Origin of the sequence: Streptococcus mitis (assembly GCF_003943905.1) — a bacterium.
GTDB classification, from domain to species: domain Bacteria; phylum Bacillota; class Bacilli; order Lactobacillales; family Streptococcaceae; genus Streptococcus; species Streptococcus mitis_BC.
The window spans coordinates 48,206-64,144 of record NZ_RJNS01000005.1; the positions used below are offsets into that span (position 1 = coordinate 48,206).

Sequence of the window (15,939 nt, forward strand, 5' to 3'; positions counted from 1 at the left end):
TTGAATTTTCAGAAAATTTCGATTAATAACTTCTAATTTTTTCATCTTTTTTTGTCAAGTAACTTTACTTTACAAAAAAGTTTTGATATACTATTAAAGTTGATGAAAATCAAACCTAACTGAATTATATCTTAAAAGGAGAAAACAAAATGGCAGTACCTGCACGTCGCACTTCAAAAGCGAAGAAAAACAAACGTCGTACACACTACAAAGTAACAGCTCCATCTGTAAACTTTGACGAAACTACTGGAGATTACTCACGTTCTCACCGTGTATCACTTAAAGGATACTACAAAGGACGTAAAATCGCCAAAGCTGCATCAGCTGAATAATAGAAGGGAGATACCATGCGCGTAAATATCACACTTGAACACAAAGAATCTGGTGAACGCTTGTACCTTACTTCTAAAAACAAACGTAACACTCCAGACCGTCTTCAATTGAAGAAATACTCACCAAAACTTCGCAAACACGTTGTGTTTACAGAAGTTAAATAAGGTTTCATTACATTTCAGTACATGCTGAAAACCTTGATTTCATGCGATTTTTGAAATATTGAAATTCATTACAAATCATTTGAAATCAGTTCTATGGCAACCTTTTTGGCAACCTTTTTTGAAATAAAAAAGAAAGTCAACAATCGAAGAATGTAAAGTCCTAAGAATTTTCTAGGACTTTTTTCATTCCTAAAAATTGTTGGAATAGCGCAGTCTTTTCAATAAATTTTAGGAATCCAAAAAAATCTTCCTACAATAAGTAAGAAGATTTTTTATTTTTTACTTTCTTAAGTTCTTTTTGGTATACCCTAACCCTAAACTTGCTAATAAACTAAAACCTAATAAGCCTAGCATCGATTCCTTAGTTCCTGTATTTGGAAGTTGTTTCTTAGGTTCTGCTTTTGTATTTGTAGCTTGTGCAGGAGCTTGATATGTTTTATCGTCTTTAGTTCCTACTGTCGCAACAACTACTTTATCTTTATCCTTAGCCTTAGCATCTACAGTATCAACAACTACTTTATCCTTATCCTTATCCTTAGCCTTCCCATCCACAACATCAACAACTTTACCTGATGCATCAGTAACTTCTTTAGGTTGACCACCTGCTTTACGGATTGCATCTGCTTTGTCTTTCAAAGCCTGCAAGCGTTGTTGTTCAGCAAGGTATGCGTCATGGTCAGCTTTGAGTTGCTTAAAGTTCTCATACCCACGAGCCTTAGCTTCTGCGATACCCCCAAGACGAGCCAACTCGTCCTTAGCAGTCTTCAACTCTGCACGGAGTACACCAAGCTTAGCATTAGCATCAGTAAGCTCTTTGTCCAAAGCCTTAAGGACTTCATCACGCTTAGTAAGAGCGAGTTCAAGAACTGAATGAGTGTCAGTAGCTTCTTTAGACGCTTCACGTTTACGAGCAAGGTCTGCACCAGCTGACGTACGAGCCAAGACTGCTACATCATGAGCCTTAGTAAGGACTTCCAACTCACCTTTGGCAGTTTCAAGGGATTGGTTGGCAGTTGATTGTTCAGCTTTAGCAGTTTCAAGAGCTGTTTTAGCTTCGGCAAGAGCCTTAGCTTTGTCAGTAGCGTTTGATTTAGCTAGAGCAAGCGATTCCTTAGCAGTTTGCAAAGCTTTAGTATCCTGCGCTAGTTTACCTTTAGCGTCAGCGAGAGCCTTTTCAAGAGCTGGAACATCAGTCTTGTTACCTAGCAAGTCAGACAAGTGAGTACGAGCATTAGCAAGAGCTGTTTCAGCGTTGGTGTAATCAGTTTGGGTTGATTGGACATTAGATTTAGCTTCTTGAGATGCTTTGACTGCGTCATCATAGGCTTTTTGAGCAGTTTTAACTGCTTTTTCATCTACTTTCTTAGTAGTTGCAGAAGTTGATTGAGGGGCAGACAAAGTGATTGAAGTCTCATACCCTGTTGTAAGTTGTGAGAGCATAGCACCAAGACCTACTCCAAGGTTAGTTTTCTCAGAATCACGCAATCCAAGAAGAGAAAGTGCTCCACTGAAACGGTCAGAACTACCTGTATTTTCTTCTACTGCCATGAGAGTTCTTACAATACCATCATATACAACTTGCTTAATCTGAGCCATAGTAGTGACGTCAGAACCTGAGAAACTAGGAGTCATCTTAGAGCGAATTGCAACAGATGGGGAAGTTACACCTGACTCTTGTTTAGCAAGTTCGTACTTCTCTTTAAGACTCTTAAGGTGATTTTCAGAGTACCCTCCACCCTTGGCTGTTTTATATTCGTTGGCGTAGTTGTTGAAAGCTTCAGCCAATTTAAGAGAACTGTCACCTACTGTAACAGGCTTAGTACCAACTTTAGCACGCAATTCGTTAATGATTGATGCTACATAAGTAGCCAATTGAATTTGTTGGTCTTTAGTTAGGTGTTGAAAGTCGGCAATCTCAGTGGCATCAGTGTCTTCTGAACCATAAGGAATGTCTTTACCTTTATAGTAACGTGAACCTGTAGAGTTGAAGTCACTGAGTGAGTCAGCCGATGCACCAGATTTAGGGTCAGAATAAGGAACATCATAAGCTTCAGTATCTACCGCATCTGCAGTACCTGTACCGTTGGCAAGAGCCTTGATTGCGTCGATATACCCCTGAGATAGAGCTGGAGCATAAGTTGCTTTAGGAACATCATACATTGTTTCAGAAGATGTAGTTGTTTCAATAACACCTTGTTTAACTACATCAAGAGCTGATTTAGCAGAAGTGACTGCCTTGTCTTTGTTAGATTGGTTAGCCTTAGCATTAGCAAGGGCTGTAGTGGCTAGGTTGAGAGTGGCTTCAGCACTAGATACCCCAGTTTGAGCGTCTTTGATAGCCTGGTCTTTGTCGGATTGAGCTTTTTTACCATTGTCAAGGTTGGTCTGAGCAGTTTCTACGGCTTGAGTGTCTTCAGCGACCTGAGTAGTAAGTGTAGCTACCTCTTTTTCAAGTGGAGCGACATCAGTAGTAGATGAAAGAGAATCTACTTTATTCTGAGCCTTAGCTACCTTGTTAGAAGCATCTGTAGCAGTCTTTTCAGCATTAGATACTACCTTAGTTTGGTCAGCAACCTTTTCAGCAGTAGTCGATACAGACTTATCAGCATCAGCTACAGCCTTTTCAGCAGTCGCAAGCTCACTGGCTTTCCTGTCAGCATCTGCCTTAGCATCAGCAACCTTTTCAGGTGTAACAGTCTCAGCCTCTTCTACTTTCTTAGTAGTTTCAGCGATAGACTTTTCAGCATCGGCAATCTTAGTTTCTGTAGTTGAAACAACTTCTTTTTGCTTAGCTACATCCTGATTAGCCTTATCTGATTCAGCCTTAGCCGTGTCTACGTCTTGTTGACTCGGAACTTTAGCAACTACCCTAGTTGCAGGTTCGTTAACGGCTACTTCAGTCTCGTTAGCTGATACCGTAGTGGACACCCCAAAAGCCGAGATTGCAAGCGTTGAAATAACTGCGCCTGTACGCAATTTTTTGATGGTTCCGTGACCTTGTGTGTTTGATTCTAGCATGTAAACTCCTTTATGTCTTAAAAGACTGTTTTATGAATAATATTATACCATATTTTACAGTCTTTTAAATATTATTTTTTAAAGAATTTCAGTCTTTTGATAATGATTTATTCAATGAGATAAACTTGTATGATAGTTATGAGGTACTATCATGACTGAAAAAATAAATTTAAGAGAATTTGTTGCAAAACAAATCAGACTTTTAAGACTGAAAAGCGGAATGACACAAGAATATCTAGCAGAAAAAGCTGATCTGGGATTCAACTATATTTATAGGTTAGAAAATAAACAATTAAACGTTAAGCTGGAAACTATTGAAAAAATCATACAAGCGCTTGAAGTTGATATGAATACTTTTTTTAATATTGAAAATCAAAATCAAAGCGGAGAGTTTTCACAACTCATTGAAGACATTAGAAACCTACCAACAGAAAAAAGAGAACCTACTATAAAAGCTCTCAGAGATATATTGAAACAAATAAATTAAGCCAAGCATTTTTGAACTTGGCTTTTTTTAAATTTGCTAATTTAGTTTTTAGTTGCTCCCTTTATATCATGCCTTGTTTTAATACCATCGTAAATTAGTTCAGGTATCTGCTCCCCAGCCAAGCCTTGTCTCGCATTATTGAATAACCAATCCAATAGAAAATATTTATCATAATTTTTACCTGTTAGAGAATTGTAATAATTCATTGCAACTATCCCACTAGTTGCTTTTTCTAGACAATCTAATAAACCTAGTTCTTCTAATTGCTTAGCAAATCTAAGTGAATCTTCTTTTAAATAATCCTGAAATATTTTTTCTTTATATATCGTATCTACAACAGAGAAATTTAGAATTATATCAAATATTTTACTATTTTTTTTAGGTACAGTGAAAGGAACTTGCTTTTTATATTCTTTTTCATATCGTTTTAATTGTGATAAGGATAAATAACCAGATTTTTTAGTATAGATATTATAATCAAAGAATTTTTTTAAAAATTGTTCTTGTGATAGATTAAGTTCATGTCGTTGCTTAAATAAAATTTCAGATAGATTTTTAGAGATAAAGTCTATCTGTTTTTCTTTCTTTAAATCAGAAAAATGAAACATATATCTCCTCCTTTTTCACCATTATAACATCTTTTTAAAAAAGTGTCAAAAGTAGTGTATTTTACGACACCAAACAATAACAAAACCTTATTGAATAAATGTTTTTATTGGTATAAAATAGTGTCATAAGTTAGCTAACTAATTCAAATATAAAATGATTATAAAGGGGGTGATTCCAATGTAAAATAGCCTAACACTCTGTTACTTAGTGATTATTATTGCTTAACAAGTCCCACAAAGCAATAGTATTTAAAGATTGCGGCGAAAGGAATAAAAGAATGATTTCTTGTGAAGAGGTTGTTGTAACTGTAACTTTATTAGGTTTGAGTCAAGAACTAGACTTTGAAACGAAGCAGGCAACTGGAAACGTAAAACTGGACGTTGGTTTTCGAAATGATACTGGAAAATATATTACTAGAGTCATAAAAGTTAACAACTCGACAGTTTCAGAATACACTTCGTATCTAGATGAAAAAATCAATCTGAGATTACAAAATGTAACATTCTCAGCTTATCTATCTAATAATAGAGCAGCGTTATCTATTAAAGCTGAGAAAGCAACGGTAGAGGAATAAGTATGATTCTAAAAAGAGCTAGATCACCAACTGCTTAAGTTATTTCGTGCTGACAAAAAAATATTTACAAGGAGAGCAAAAATGAAAACAATTTTTGAAGAAGCAATCAGACAAAATCCTTCTATTACTTTTGATCGATGTGTCAAAGAGTGTGAAAAGTTGCTAGGAATACTGGGGAGCGATCAACTAGTTAACTTAAGTCTAGAAGATCGTTTGAATCTAGTGAGTAAGTTTGAATATATATCTTATGAGAGCAAAGGATATCTACACTTACAAGCACTTGTCCCTAGTTATGCTGTAAAAAAAGACTCTCTGCTATTAAAACACAGAGAAAATCCTTTTATCACAACAGCTCAACAACAGCATGCTCAAAAACTATATGATTTGGTTTCTTATAAAACGAATAGCTACCCCTATGGGATGATAATTTATTACGATTTTGAAGCGTGGACGGATGATAAGTTACGTTTGAACATTACGTTAGAGTATAACGATGCGTTTAACAGGAGATAAACTTTAATGATATACATTTTACAGTTAGTACTCTACTTAATATCCATCTTTTCAATACTATACTCAGGGTTTGTATTTGTTAATATGATTATTCTTATCTATACATTGCCTAGCGAAGAGCTACTTCCGAAAGCTATCAAAAACACAAACTTGCAAATTCAACATTTGTTAAAGTTATTTATTGACTCTCAAGAAGAACAAAACTATTATTCAGATTTTCATGCTGAGCTTATACATCAAGCTTCAAAGCTCAGCATATATCTGAACACAATTCATTTTCCAAATGGGATACAACGAGAGGGTCAAGATTTCTATCTCTGGTTATCAAAAATGCCAGTTCAACAAGACTTTGATGATTGGAAAATTCAGCTACGTCAAACGGTACGTAGTTACAATGATAACCTTGATGTTATATTTAACATGGTAGAGGAAGAACCTTATTTAAAACTCAAAATTAATCTGATCACTAAGGAAGATTTAAATCGTCTTAAACATAGTCAGGCTAAACCCCTCTACAGTGACGAAGGAGAAATTTGATGACACTTAAATTGAATGTACTGAGAAAAGAAAGCAGCAACGAACCTATTGAATGGAACTGCAACCGCTTTCCACATCTCCTCATTTCAGCACCCACAAATAGCGGGAAATCTTACTTCATTAAATATATATTAAGTATATTAACAATTCATTCAGATGATGCTTCTATCATGATACTTGATTACAAACAAGGAAGTGACTACTGGCAATGGCGTGACTATGACAATGTTTTTCTTGGGGATTTTGTCTATGACGGTTTCCAAAAAGCCTATAGTATCTTTGAAAACCGCAGAACCAATCCTGATAAAAAGTACCCTCCGTTCTTTTTGATTTTTGAAGAGTATCAGAGCACGGTAGAAAGTATTTCCAAGAAAGCGGATAAGGAAGCATTCTTGCAAAAAGTAGGAAATTTGCTACGTCTATCTAGGCAGGTTAATTACCACCTAATCTGTATTTGTCAAAGAGGAGATTCTTCCTCCTTTCCTGCTGGAAGTCGCGAGAACTTCTCTACTAAAGTCTCCATAGGGCGATTAAGTCCTCAAGCCAAACAGATGCTGTTCCCCGATGATGAGGTTAATCGGAACAAAGGACAGGGAGAGGTTAACATTCAATTTGATGGTCAACACGTTATTGAAGCTAGAACATATACCATCAGGGATATGGATAAGGCGGAGCGATTAATTACTGACTTACTTAGTCGAGGACTTCCACTAACTGATGAGGCTGTTGCCCGTAGCCCTTAGGCGGAGGTTTGGCTTACAGCCTCGCCAGCTTTAGCTGGCTGAGTTCGGGATAGTATTACCCCGAACTTCATGACAACATGACAAACTAACTAAAACATTACTATACCTAGTATAATTGACTATAACATTGTCACAATAAGTAAATGACAAAGGAGAATACTAATGACAAATTATAACGTTTCATCTGACTTTCGCGCTCGTAGTTTCTGTTGTGTTCTGAACAACGTTGATAAGTTATTCGATAAGAAATCAGATTTTTTCGATAGCGATACATACAATGAAAAAACTAAAAAAAGAATTCAAGAGTTTCGCGAGCTCCTTCCAGATACCGATGATCCCCTCAGTCCCGAGGAAATTGTCGATTTCTTAATGGGACGGTGGATTGCACGTAATGATAGCGTTGTGTGTGCTGTTAATTACGAGATAGGAGACAATGGTACTCATCATTGTCACATGGTACTTGAAGATAAACAAGCTTTCCGATTCTCGGCTCTTCAAAAACTCTATCCCACTATACATATAGAAGTTACACGCGGGACAAAAGAACAAGTCATTGCTTACCTTGAAAAAAGCGGAGAGCATGAAGAAAAGGCACATACTATTGTAGTGCCTATGAAGATTCACGGTGAGCTTAGAGCTGGAAATCAAGGTTACCGAAGTGAATTTGATTACATTCAAAAACAAATAGAAAACGGAGCTACTCCTGAAGAAATTATGGGGAGTAACTTTGAGTTCCGTAAATACTCTAAAATGATTCGTGAACACTTCTTTCAGTATCGACTTTCTCATACTCCAGACGAAAAAGAAATGGCAGTATACTGGCATGTGGGAGATTCTGGAGATGGAAAATCGCACACGCAAGTTGATTTAAAGAAAAAGCATGGTCGGGATAATGTATATATCTGGACTGACTTTGACAATGGTGGGCTTGACCTATATTGCGCTGAATCTATACTTTTTATGGATGAATTCAAGGGCATGCCATACAAAGAATTTCTTAAGGTGACAGACGTTTACCCTATTCAGCTACACGCCCGTTACACAAATACAATCGCTCTTTGGAATGAAATCCACATCACATCAATTTTCACTCCAAAACAAGCTTATGACTTAATGGTATCAGAGGGTCAACGAGAAGTTGATAGCTATAAACAGTTACAACGGAGACTTACTGAGGTTATCTTTCATTTTAAAACTAAAGAAAATGATGGTAGCTTCAAGTATAAAACCATTACATTTACACCTGAAGAGTTCGATAGATACAGCAGGGAACAAATTGAAAAATTTGCATACCTATTCGATAAGTTTAATTCAAGTGTATCAAACTATGACTACGGAAAGGATGCATTTCACAGTTCTATGAACCCAAGCAACAATCGAAGAAAAAAAGCTACTACTTCCAAACCATCCAAATCAGAAAGTAATAGCAAATAAGTATTCTGAGATAAGCTACGGCTAATCTCTACTACTATTATGCCACATTTCAATTATTGTTGCAAAGAAAGAGAGAATAGTATGTCACAAGATTACCTTGAAATGAAGCAAATAGAACTCCTGCTTCACACTATCATTGAAATGCTAAAGAATTTGAACAGCGAAAAAAGAAGTTCATGCATCTACACACAAAAAGAGATTTTAGATCTGCTCAGTATTTCCCCTAACACATTAAAGTCATGGGAAAATAGAGGTCTAAAACGTTTAGAACCACCTATTGAGGGTACTAGAACCGTTTACTATCATATTGATACTGTTTTAGAGTTTTTAAGCCACAACTAAAAGTGAAATGTGCTAGAATAGAAGTATCAAAAAAGAAAGAAAGTGAGATACTATCTATTTTAGCTTTTTTCAATTCTTCGATTGATTGAGGAGAGCAACTATGAATATAGAAAAAATCATCCATAAAGGCAAAACAGTCCTCAAAAAAGTAAAGGAGAATGGCGAGATTAGTTATTCAGTAAAGAGCGTCTATCTAGGCTTAGATATAAAGACTGGAAAACCTGTAAAAACAACTGTAACAGCTAAAAACCTACGATCCTTAGATCGTAAAATTATTCAAGCTAAAATTGATTGGGAAGAAAGTGGTTCAACAAGGAAAGAAACTTTTAGCATTGCTACCTTGTCAGATCTAGCTGAAATGTGGTTCTCCAACTACGAAACTTGGGTCAGCTCAGATAACACTCTAAACCGAGTGAGGAACTATCTAGACACCTATATCCTCCCCAAATTCGGACACTATCAACCAGATAAAATCACTTCTTCCGATATACAAAAATGGATTAACGAGCTTGCCCAAAAATCTAAAGAATCTGTCGATGCCGGTAATAAACGAGCTAAAAAAGGAAGTGCAAAAGATTTTGGAGCAATCGCCCACAAGTTAAGAGAGATTTTTAATTTTGGAATAACGCATTTTGAACTCAAATATAATCCTGTTCAATCTATCAAGATTCCACCAAAACCAAAAAGCAATCAAAAACGCATTATGGTTCTTCATGATGAAGATTTAACTATCTGGCTAAATTTCGTCGATACTTTACCTAATACTAGGGCTAATCGGCGATTTAAAGTTATCTGCGACAGTCTACTTGCTTCAGGAATGAGAATCAATGAGCTATTAGCTTTGACTATATATGACCTTGATTTTGAAAGTTCTGAAATATTAGTCACTAAAACTCTTGTATGGAAAAATGCAAACCCTAAGTTAGGATTAAAAGGAAAGGTTGTTTGTAAAAATACTCCTAAATCTGATTCGGGCAATAGAAAAATAGCTGTTCCGTACCAAATTATTGAGCAACTTCAAAACTTCCATGATGAAATGAATCTTTATTTCAAGAAGAACGGTCTTTCAAAAAGCAAGTTGATTTTCCCAACAATTTACGGAAACTATATGTGCGATAGGAATGAACGTGCTACACTCAAAAGACGATTACAGGAAGTTGATCTACCTGACTATGGTTTTCACTTATTCCGTCATACACACGCTTCTATGATGTTAAATGCTGGTATGAATTGGAAAGAGTTACAGGTTCGCATGGGACATAAGTCTATCAAAACTACTATGGACATATATGCCGAGCTTGCCCCTAAAAATCAAACACAAGCGGTAGATATTTATCTAAATAAAATTGCGGAGCTAACCTCATAAAATTCATGGCAACCTTTTTGGCAACCTCTGACAGTTTTATCCAAATCAATAGCTTATAAACATTGATTTAATAGGGTTTATCACAACTAAAATAGATTTTAAGTATTCCTTACAGAGGTGAAATAAGCATTCAATACGAATCAATACAGAAGAAAAACGCTAATTCAAGCGTTTTTTCTTTTTGTTAATTTCAGTACATTGCAACACAAATCATTAGAATCACTACTTTTTTCACTACCTTTTTCTTAATTCCTGCCTTAGTCAAAAGATATTTCATCATAAATCTAAAGCAAACTAAAGTCAGATTATAATTCTTGTTCCATATTTCAAAATAGATGATATAATAATACTGTAATCTAGGAAAAGAGAGACGGATTTAAAATGGATATTTTTAATACTGTTATTACTTCAGTTATCACATCAGGTATCATTGGTGTCTTTATATCAGAGTATTACCAAAGAAAAACTTTGGTCAAGAAAATGAAGAGGGATTTCGTTATTGAACTCTTTGGCAACAGGTTCATGTTAAAAGAAAATTACTATGGCGAAGCAACTGAATTAAATAGAACGTTAGGAAAAATTCCAATCATATTTTCGGATAATAATCAAGTTATTGAGTATTACGATTGCTTCCTTTCTGTTACAAATGATCAGAATTTTTTAAGACTAATTAAAGCTATGTGTAAAGATAAAAATGTGAAGATTGATATTTCAAATTGGGATGATACAATGATTACGAGAACACTTTCGGTAGAAAGATAGTAATAAGCTTTTGAAAAAACAAAAGCAAAATATTTAATTAAATAAAGAACAGGAAAATACCAAATGAGCATGAACTCTGTGAAACTTTCTCCGACTAAACAATTATTAATCATCGGAAATGGATTTGACAAACATTTAGGCTTGAAATCCTTGTATGTCGAATATTACCTTTCTTTAACAGATAATGAACGGAAAAATAACATTTTCACGTATTTAGCATCAAATAAAAACTATAATTGGGCTGACGTTGAAGCCTTATTACTAAAATGCCTAATAATTATTAAAAAACTAGACGCTCAGACTGTAAAAAATTATATTTCAGCTTATAAAAGTGATTCTAAAGAACAGATTTTATCTTTACTAGTTTCATCCAACAAATCACAAAAAATTATGACGATTTTAGAAGAAAAAGAACTAATAAAAAGAGTATTAAAATTCTTCTTTTTATCATCACTTATATTTCCAGATTCCCTTTTAGAATTTTGCCAAGAACCTGCTCATATTTTTCAAAAAAAACTAATGGACCTGATGATGGATCAAGTTAAAAATTTTGAATCAGGTTTTAAGGACTACCTCACAAATGAAATTAAAAACTTCCCCGAAGCAACTTATAATATTAAGTCTCAAAAATTTATAGATAAATTAATAAAATCTGGAGTTTATAATACTAATGAATATTGTAACTTCATCCTGTCATTTAATTACACTCATCTCCCTAACAGTACTGACTTCTTTAACTCCAGAGGAGGTAATAATGTTCATGGAACATTATTAGATAATATAATTTTAGGAATAGATCATCATGACTATCAAGAATTTATGGAGTTCACTAAAACATTCCGTATTATGACCGAACTCCCACAAGAACCTTTAAAAATTTATGATAATTCTATAGACATCATTAAATTTTACGGACATTCATTAGGTGAAGCCGATTACTCTTATTTCGTTTCATTATTCGATGCCTTTAATATATATAATTCTGATATAGTACTAAAGTTTTATTATGACGACTTCGATTGTCGCTCCCATAAAAAAGAACAAGTTGAAAGAGTTTATAAACTTATCAATCACTATGGAGAAACTTTTGATAATAAAGATCATGGGCAAAATCTACTTCATAAGCTAGTGCTAGAAAAAAGAATTTATGTATTGAAGATGGAGGATGATGTTTGGTATAGTTAGAGTACTACTTAAAGTTATATAAAATGCACCTATTAGAACATTTGTGATCAAAGAATTTCTTCATTTGCTGAATGTATTCATAAAGATATTGCATTTGTTTTAAAATAATTTGAATTAAAGGAAAAGATAATGAGAGTTAAAAACATTAATTGCAATTTTTTTAATAAAGATTTGAGTATAGAATTTAATGATAGTTCAAATGACGAAAGTAACACCTATTTATAAATATATTAAACAACCCGTGATTCGAGAGAATCACGGGTTTGACTATTGATATTACAGAGAGGGCTTAATCAAAGACTTGCTTTCGTAGTCAAGATACTATAATTTTGTTCACTTAATATTTGATTACAAACATCATGCATTTATTGCAGGTTTCGACTAGCGAATTTTTCCTATTTTCACTGGTCGGTTCAGGCATCGTCGTCATCAATCTCCTCTTTGCTCTCTGGCTCGGGAAAAAGTATTCCGTCTGGCTTGCCCATAACCATTAACAAAAGTTCCTTGCAATTTCAATTTGCAGGGAATTTTTTATCCTCCTTCACAGTTAAGAAGTGTTCTATAGTTTTTTAAGACAAAGCAAAAAGCCTACTGTTGTATGCTTTCTGTAAGATATTTCTTAAAATTAAAGCATTTTGTTGTATTGCCGAAAGTTGATAATGCTAGACTTCTTTAGATAGCTCTAACCTTTGATACATAAGGGATTGGAGGTGAATTCTATCTATTTCTGTTGTCTTAGATTTTCTTTCTATCTAAGCAAAAAACTAAGCAAAAAAGAGCTTTTTCAGCTCTATCAATCGACGAGTTCAGCAGGCAAGAACTAGCACGGTCAAACGTGCTTTTTTGTTTTCTGATGAAATATGTACATACTTTTCCATACTTTTATTTCTGATTGCTGATAGGTAAATTATACCATGAAGCGCGTGCTTTATGATGTCATACCTGTAACTCTTTGCCTTCATCTTCAAACATAATTGTAGGAACTTCTAGCACCTCACAAAAGCCCTCAGATTTGCTTCTAATGGCTTGGCTATACAGAAGGATAGGCGGGACCGCCGAATGTCGCCCGCATTTCTCGACCCACTAGCTAAGTGGCGCGTTGGAGGCGGATACTTTTCAACCTCTATCCTCTATGTTTTGATTATATCACATTTTTCTCAATTTTAAAGATTATCAATAGTATCCTTGATACTCTGCCATAGTTCTTCGTTACTTAATCCTGCGTATTTCTTTTCTATTTCCTCAATAGGAAGAATAGTAATCTCATCAGGTTGAGAAAGCCAAAACTTCTCTTCTTCCTTGGTTAAAGTATAAGGCATAACTAATCAATCCTCTCCAGTTTTAGACTCTTGACAAATTCATTCCATTCGGCATCTAACTCCTCAACGGTTTTGTTTTTATTTCGTTCACTGGCTTTTTTTAACAATTCATCCAGATTGTCGTCTTCGGCTTCTGGCCAATCATAATCATACTTCTCAATCATGTCAATCATGTCAATCAATCTTTCCAAATTCAAATTCAAACAGATTAGAAAACATTTCAAGAGTTTTCTCTTGTGCTACAACCCCAGTATAATCCTTTTTCGCAAACTTTTCAATATTATCTTTATACATTGGTAAATAGATTTTTTCTTAGATTACTATTAACCTCTAAACTAAAACAAAAAGCGCAAACCCGAATCCCGCAAAAGAAAAAGGTAAACGCTAAGAGGTCGGGTCGAAAGCCCCTCACACCTCTATTTTATCAAATAGAAAGAGGAAAAGCAATTTCTCATAGAAGCCCCCATATTCGTTTCTAAGGGCTAGTAGTTTATACATGTTGTTTTAGTTATCCAGTCCCAATCAAAGCAAAATAGAGGACAAATATGAAGCTTAGGGCTACTCATATACTAACAAAACACCACCTCTATAGCTTTTAGCAAAGTCTAGTAGAATCTCAGCTTTGAGACGTTCATACTCAGCCCTATCAACTTCTAGTGCCTCGTATAATTGCCATAGCTTCAATCTCTCTCCAGTTCGCCTTGTAAATAGATTGGCAAATATCTCACGCCTTACATCGTCCAGATTGTCCCTGTAAACCTGAATCATGCCTACTATCTCCACCGCTTTGGCTTCAAACGCTCCATCTTGGTCGTCTAAACTCAATTTTACCAGCGATGGATAGCTTTTTAGAAATCTGTATACCTGTTTGACTGTCTCTTTTTTATCAATCTGCATTTACTATACCTGCCAAGTGGTCTAAAGCTTGCTTTCTAATTCTATATACGTTAACCTTGCTTATCTTCATCTCCCTACAAATCTGAGTCAAAGGGAGGTTATTCACATATAACATTGTCAATACTAACCATTCCTCAATTTCATCTAACTGGTCTATTAAATCCATGACTTCTATACGCTCATTCACAATAGCGTTGAGTTGCTCTATTACCTCGTCTTTTAGTTGCAAGGTTTCAAGTAGCTTATTTTCAGTAGTATTTGTTTTGCTAGTTGTTACTCTTGTGTCAGTTTGGTTAGATCCAGCTAATAGTCCATGGTTTAAGCTGTCTAGCTTTAATTGCAATTTTTTTATGATCATATCTGACTTTTTGCAATTCTTCAGCTTTTTCTCAATCTGTTCAACGTTCACGCTGTTACTCCTTTTTGGTATAATAATAGTGTTGAAATTATAGCTGAGGTGGAGAGCCTTGGCTTTTTTACGTTTTCTCGGAGTTCTATTATATCTCCCTTAACGTTCTTTGTCTTTAAAAGTATCTATATCTTAGAGAATCTTAGTGTTTTATCTTTAGAATAAAGTCCTGTACCTTGCTATTTTTAAATGCAAAACCTTGTAAAAACCTAACCAAAACCTAAGCAAAACCTAAGCATTCCTCTGATTCGCTAAACATAACTTCAGGTAAGCCACAAACTTAAATTAAGTACTGACAAGCGTTATAATCTACCCAAAGAGCTCCATCGGCTATCTCGTTCCATATTGCACCTTTCTACGGTGTTCGTTTGGTAAATTGCACACTACTACAAATTATCTAAAGCCTCTTAAACTAATTAGTTAATGGGTAGCTTTATAGATCAAAAAATCAAGCTAACTTCCTGATAGCACTACATTCCCTAATACCTTTAAACATTTCAAAAAGGGAATTTTTCGTACAGAAGGGGGCAGCGTTCTTTTCCTCTAGCAAAATATACCCCCGTCTAAAAATAAAGGGGGTATCTCTGCCTCCTATCTCGTCTTCATACCTGCTTAGTATCTTGTAATTGATTAAAGCTAAACAATATTTATATCATTTTTTCTAACCATGATCTTTATTTAGATTTGTTTGGAAATGTTCCAAAATACTACTTCAGATTACCCAATCCATTAAGCCAAAAACTATCTCCTTTCTTGGTGTAGTTCACAAACTTTTGATAATGCTTGTAATATCGTTTCCGTTTCATGTATTTTGGTCTTTCAGGAAAACTGTCAAACATATATCCGCCACGTCTAGGACTCCAACCTGGTTCCACCTTTCTAGCTTCCCTCAGCGCAAGCTCCCAATAGTATTGGCAATCTGTCTTACTTCGGTTCAGTGTTTGCTTGTGTATTTTCTGGCATGATCCACAACCATATAGCAAAAGTTTCTTATAGAGTTTTCTGCATCGATTACCACAAATAGGACAGAGAAAGAAGTAGCGATTACCTCCCTTGGTTCCTGGTATACTTGCTAAATCAAAATTATCACATTCAAAGGTGATATACAGGTTATCTAGGTCTATTTCCAGTTTTCTACCGTCCAACTCAGCTATACCATGACTGATATTCTTGTTTTTCATTGGCTTTATAAATGTCTCTATGGTTATTGATTTTATAACTTCCATTCGTTCAAAAATACTCATATA

19 protein-coding genes and 1 pseudogene are annotated in these 15,939 nt (G+C 34.9%); 13 read left to right on the plus strand and 7 right to left on the minus strand.

The window, feature by feature from the left end; genetic code table 11:
- The first annotated feature begins 149 nt into the window (after positions 1 to 149).
- Both rpmF and rpmG read left to right on the plus strand, forming a co-directional pair.
- Positions 150 to 332, plus strand: coding sequence for a 50S ribosomal protein L32 (gene rpmF, locus D8854_RS08350; RefSeq protein ID WP_000290417.1), 183 nt, complete (start codon positions 150 to 152; stop codon positions 330 to 332).
- A 15-nt stretch (positions 333 to 347) separates the two neighbouring features.
- Complete coding sequence (rpmG, locus tag D8854_RS08355; protein ID WP_001265622.1) at positions 348 to 497, plus strand: 50S ribosomal protein L33; 150 nt, start codon at positions 348 to 350, stop codon at positions 495 to 497.
- 279 nt (positions 498 to 776) lie between these two features.
- Here the strand turns inward: rpmG and D8854_RS08360 are convergent, their stop codons facing one another.
- A complete protein-coding gene (locus D8854_RS08360; RefSeq protein ID WP_125450494.1) occupies positions 777 to 3,515 on the minus strand; it encodes an SEC10/PgrA surface exclusion domain-containing protein in 2,739 nt (912 codons plus the stop codon).
- A 151-nt stretch (positions 3,516 to 3,666) separates the two neighbouring features.
- On the opposite strand from D8854_RS08360, the gene D8854_RS08365 reads away from it, so the two are divergent.
- The gene (locus D8854_RS08365) at positions 3,667 to 4,002 is read left to right on the plus strand and encodes a helix-turn-helix domain-containing protein (RefSeq protein WP_047206714.1); all 336 of its coding nucleotides are present in this window, start codon (positions 3,667 to 3,669) and stop codon (positions 4,000 to 4,002) included.
- Between the two features lie 41 nt (positions 4,003 to 4,043).
- Here the strand turns inward: D8854_RS08365 and D8854_RS08370 are convergent, their stop codons facing one another.
- Positions 4,044 to 4,610 (minus strand): hypothetical protein, encoded by a 567-nt coding sequence (locus tag D8854_RS08370; RefSeq protein ID WP_125450495.1) that lies wholly within the window; start codon positions 4,608 to 4,610, stop codon positions 4,044 to 4,046.
- A 278-nt stretch (positions 4,611 to 4,888) separates the two neighbouring features.
- Here D8854_RS08370 and D8854_RS08375 point away from each other — a divergent pair, with 278 nt between their 5' ends.
- The 10 genes and pseudogenes from D8854_RS08375 to D8854_RS08420 form a co-directional block, all read left to right on the plus strand.
- Entirely contained in the window at positions 4,889 to 5,185 is a 297-nt protein-coding gene (locus tag D8854_RS08375) for a hypothetical protein (protein ID WP_248035862.1), read from the plus strand.
- A gap of 81 nt (positions 5,186 to 5,266) precedes the next feature.
- Positions 5,267 to 5,698: a hypothetical protein gene (locus tag D8854_RS08380; protein ID WP_125450496.1), complete on the plus strand. Its 432-nt coding sequence runs from the start codon at positions 5,267 to 5,269 to the stop codon at positions 5,696 to 5,698.
- 6 nt (positions 5,699 to 5,704) lie between these two features.
- Positions 5,705 to 6,235 (plus strand): hypothetical protein, encoded by a 531-nt coding sequence (locus tag D8854_RS08385; RefSeq protein WP_125450497.1) that lies wholly within the window; start codon positions 5,705 to 5,707, stop codon positions 6,233 to 6,235.
- Positions 6,235 to 6,978 (plus strand): helicase HerA domain-containing protein, encoded by a 744-nt coding sequence (locus D8854_RS08390; RefSeq protein WP_125450498.1) that lies wholly within the window; start codon positions 6,235 to 6,237, stop codon positions 6,976 to 6,978. The genes D8854_RS08385 and D8854_RS08390 overlap by 1 nt, the downstream gene beginning before the upstream one ends.
- A 162-nt stretch (positions 6,979 to 7,140) precedes the next feature.
- A complete protein-coding gene (locus D8854_RS08395) occupies positions 7,141 to 8,412 on the plus strand; it encodes a replication protein RepA (RefSeq protein WP_125450499.1) in 1,272 nt (423 codons plus the stop codon).
- A gap of 81 nt (positions 8,413 to 8,493) precedes the next feature.
- Positions 8,494 to 8,754: a MerR family transcriptional regulator gene (locus tag D8854_RS08400; protein WP_075230942.1), complete on the plus strand. Its 261-nt coding sequence runs from the start codon at positions 8,494 to 8,496 to the stop codon at positions 8,752 to 8,754.
- A 100-nt stretch (positions 8,755 to 8,854) separates the two neighbouring features.
- On the plus strand, positions 8,855 to 10,120 hold the full coding sequence (locus D8854_RS08405; protein ID WP_125411608.1) for a tyrosine-type recombinase/integrase: 1,266 nt from the start codon (positions 8,855 to 8,857) through the stop codon (positions 10,118 to 10,120).
- Between the two features lie 381 nt (positions 10,121 to 10,501).
- Positions 10,502 to 10,882 carry a DUF6680 family protein gene (locus tag D8854_RS08410; RefSeq protein WP_125450500.1) on the plus strand — a complete coding sequence of 127 codons (381 nt, stop codon included), beginning with the start codon at positions 10,502 to 10,504 and terminating at the stop codon, positions 10,880 to 10,882.
- Between the two features lie 69 nt (positions 10,883 to 10,951).
- The gene (locus D8854_RS08415; RefSeq protein WP_185768084.1) at positions 10,952 to 12,067 is read left to right on the plus strand and encodes an AbiH family protein; all 1,116 of its coding nucleotides are present in this window, start codon (positions 10,952 to 10,954) and stop codon (positions 12,065 to 12,067) included.
- 341 nt (positions 12,068 to 12,408) lie between these two features.
- A pseudogene (locus D8854_RS08420) lies at positions 12,409 to 12,561 on the plus strand (HXXEE domain-containing protein); the annotation flags it as partial.
- 669 nt (positions 12,562 to 13,230) lie between these two features.
- Here the strand turns inward: D8854_RS08420 and D8854_RS09820 are convergent.
- The 5 genes from D8854_RS09820 to D8854_RS08440 form a co-directional block, all read right to left on the minus strand.
- Positions 13,231 to 13,386 (minus strand): hypothetical protein, encoded by a 156-nt coding sequence (locus D8854_RS09820; protein WP_004245873.1) that lies wholly within the window; start codon positions 13,384 to 13,386, stop codon positions 13,231 to 13,233.
- A gap of 2 nt (positions 13,387 to 13,388) precedes the next feature.
- Complete coding sequence (locus tag D8854_RS09825; protein ID WP_185768085.1) at positions 13,389 to 13,559, minus strand: hypothetical protein; 171 nt, start codon at positions 13,557 to 13,559, stop codon at positions 13,389 to 13,391.
- Between the two features lie 385 nt (positions 13,560 to 13,944).
- Positions 13,945 to 14,283 carry a hypothetical protein gene (locus tag D8854_RS08430; protein WP_125450503.1) on the minus strand — a complete coding sequence of 113 codons (339 nt, stop codon included), beginning with the start codon at positions 14,281 to 14,283 and terminating at the stop codon, positions 13,945 to 13,947.
- Entirely contained in the window at positions 14,273 to 14,692 is a 420-nt protein-coding gene (locus D8854_RS08435; RefSeq protein WP_125450504.1) for a DUF1492 domain-containing protein, read from the minus strand. The genes D8854_RS08430 and D8854_RS08435 overlap by 11 nt, the downstream gene beginning before the upstream one ends.
- Before the next feature lie 707 nt (positions 14,693 to 15,399).
- Positions 15,400 to 15,909 carry a hypothetical protein gene (locus D8854_RS08440; RefSeq protein ID WP_125450557.1) on the minus strand — a complete coding sequence of 170 codons (510 nt, stop codon included), beginning with the start codon at positions 15,907 to 15,909 and terminating at the stop codon, positions 15,400 to 15,402.
- Between the last annotated feature and the right edge of the window lie 30 nt (positions 15,910 to 15,939).

Bases quoted from the DNA above. Each gene is read 5' to 3' on its own strand.
- D8854_RS08400 (WP_075230942.1), top strand. From the start codon at position 8,494: ATGTCACAAGATTACCTTGAAATGAAGCAAATAGAACTCCTGCTTCAC.
- D8854_RS08390 (WP_125450498.1), top strand. From the start codon at position 6,235: ATGACACTTAAATTGAATGTACTGAGAAAAGAAAGCAGCAACGAACCT.
- D8854_RS08395 (WP_125450499.1), top strand. From the start codon at position 7,141: ATGACAAATTATAACGTTTCATCTGACTTTCGCGCTCGTAGTTTCTGT.
- D8854_RS08375 (WP_248035862.1), top strand. From the start codon at position 4,889: ATGATTTCTTGTGAAGAGGTTGTTGTAACTGTAACTTTATTAGGTTTG.
- D8854_RS08380 (WP_125450496.1), top strand. From the start codon at position 5,267: ATGAAAACAATTTTTGAAGAAGCAATCAGACAAAATCCTTCTATTACT.
- D8854_RS08360 (WP_125450494.1), bottom strand. From the start codon at position 3,515: ATGCTAGAATCAAACACACAAGGTCACGGAACCATCAAAAAATTGCGT.
- D8854_RS09820 (WP_004245873.1), bottom strand. From the start codon at position 13,386: ATGCCTTATACTTTAACCAAGGAAGAAGAGAAGTTTTGGCTTTCTCAA.
- rpmF (WP_000290417.1), top strand. From the start codon at position 150: ATGGCAGTACCTGCACGTCGCACTTCAAAAGCGAAGAAAAACAAACGT.
- D8854_RS08405 (WP_125411608.1), top strand. From the start codon at position 8,855: ATGAATATAGAAAAAATCATCCATAAAGGCAAAACAGTCCTCAAAAAA.
- D8854_RS08430 (WP_125450503.1), bottom strand. From the start codon at position 14,283: ATGCAGATTGATAAAAAAGAGACAGTCAAACAGGTATACAGATTTCTA.
- D8854_RS08365 (WP_047206714.1), top strand. From the start codon at position 3,667: ATGACTGAAAAAATAAATTTAAGAGAATTTGTTGCAAAACAAATCAGA.
- D8854_RS08370 (WP_125450495.1), bottom strand. From the start codon at position 4,610: ATGTTTCATTTTTCTGATTTAAAGAAAGAAAAACAGATAGACTTTATC.
- D8854_RS09825 (WP_185768085.1), bottom strand. From the start codon at position 13,559: ATGATTGACATGATTGAGAAGTATGATTATGATTGGCCAGAAGCCGAA.
- D8854_RS08415 (WP_185768084.1), top strand. From the start codon at position 10,952: ATGAACTCTGTGAAACTTTCTCCGACTAAACAATTATTAATCATCGGA.
- D8854_RS08385 (WP_125450497.1), top strand. From the start codon at position 5,705: ATGATATACATTTTACAGTTAGTACTCTACTTAATATCCATCTTTTCA.
- rpmG (WP_001265622.1), top strand. From the start codon at position 348: ATGCGCGTAAATATCACACTTGAACACAAAGAATCTGGTGAACGCTTG.
- D8854_RS08410 (WP_125450500.1), top strand. From the start codon at position 10,502: ATGGATATTTTTAATACTGTTATTACTTCAGTTATCACATCAGGTATC.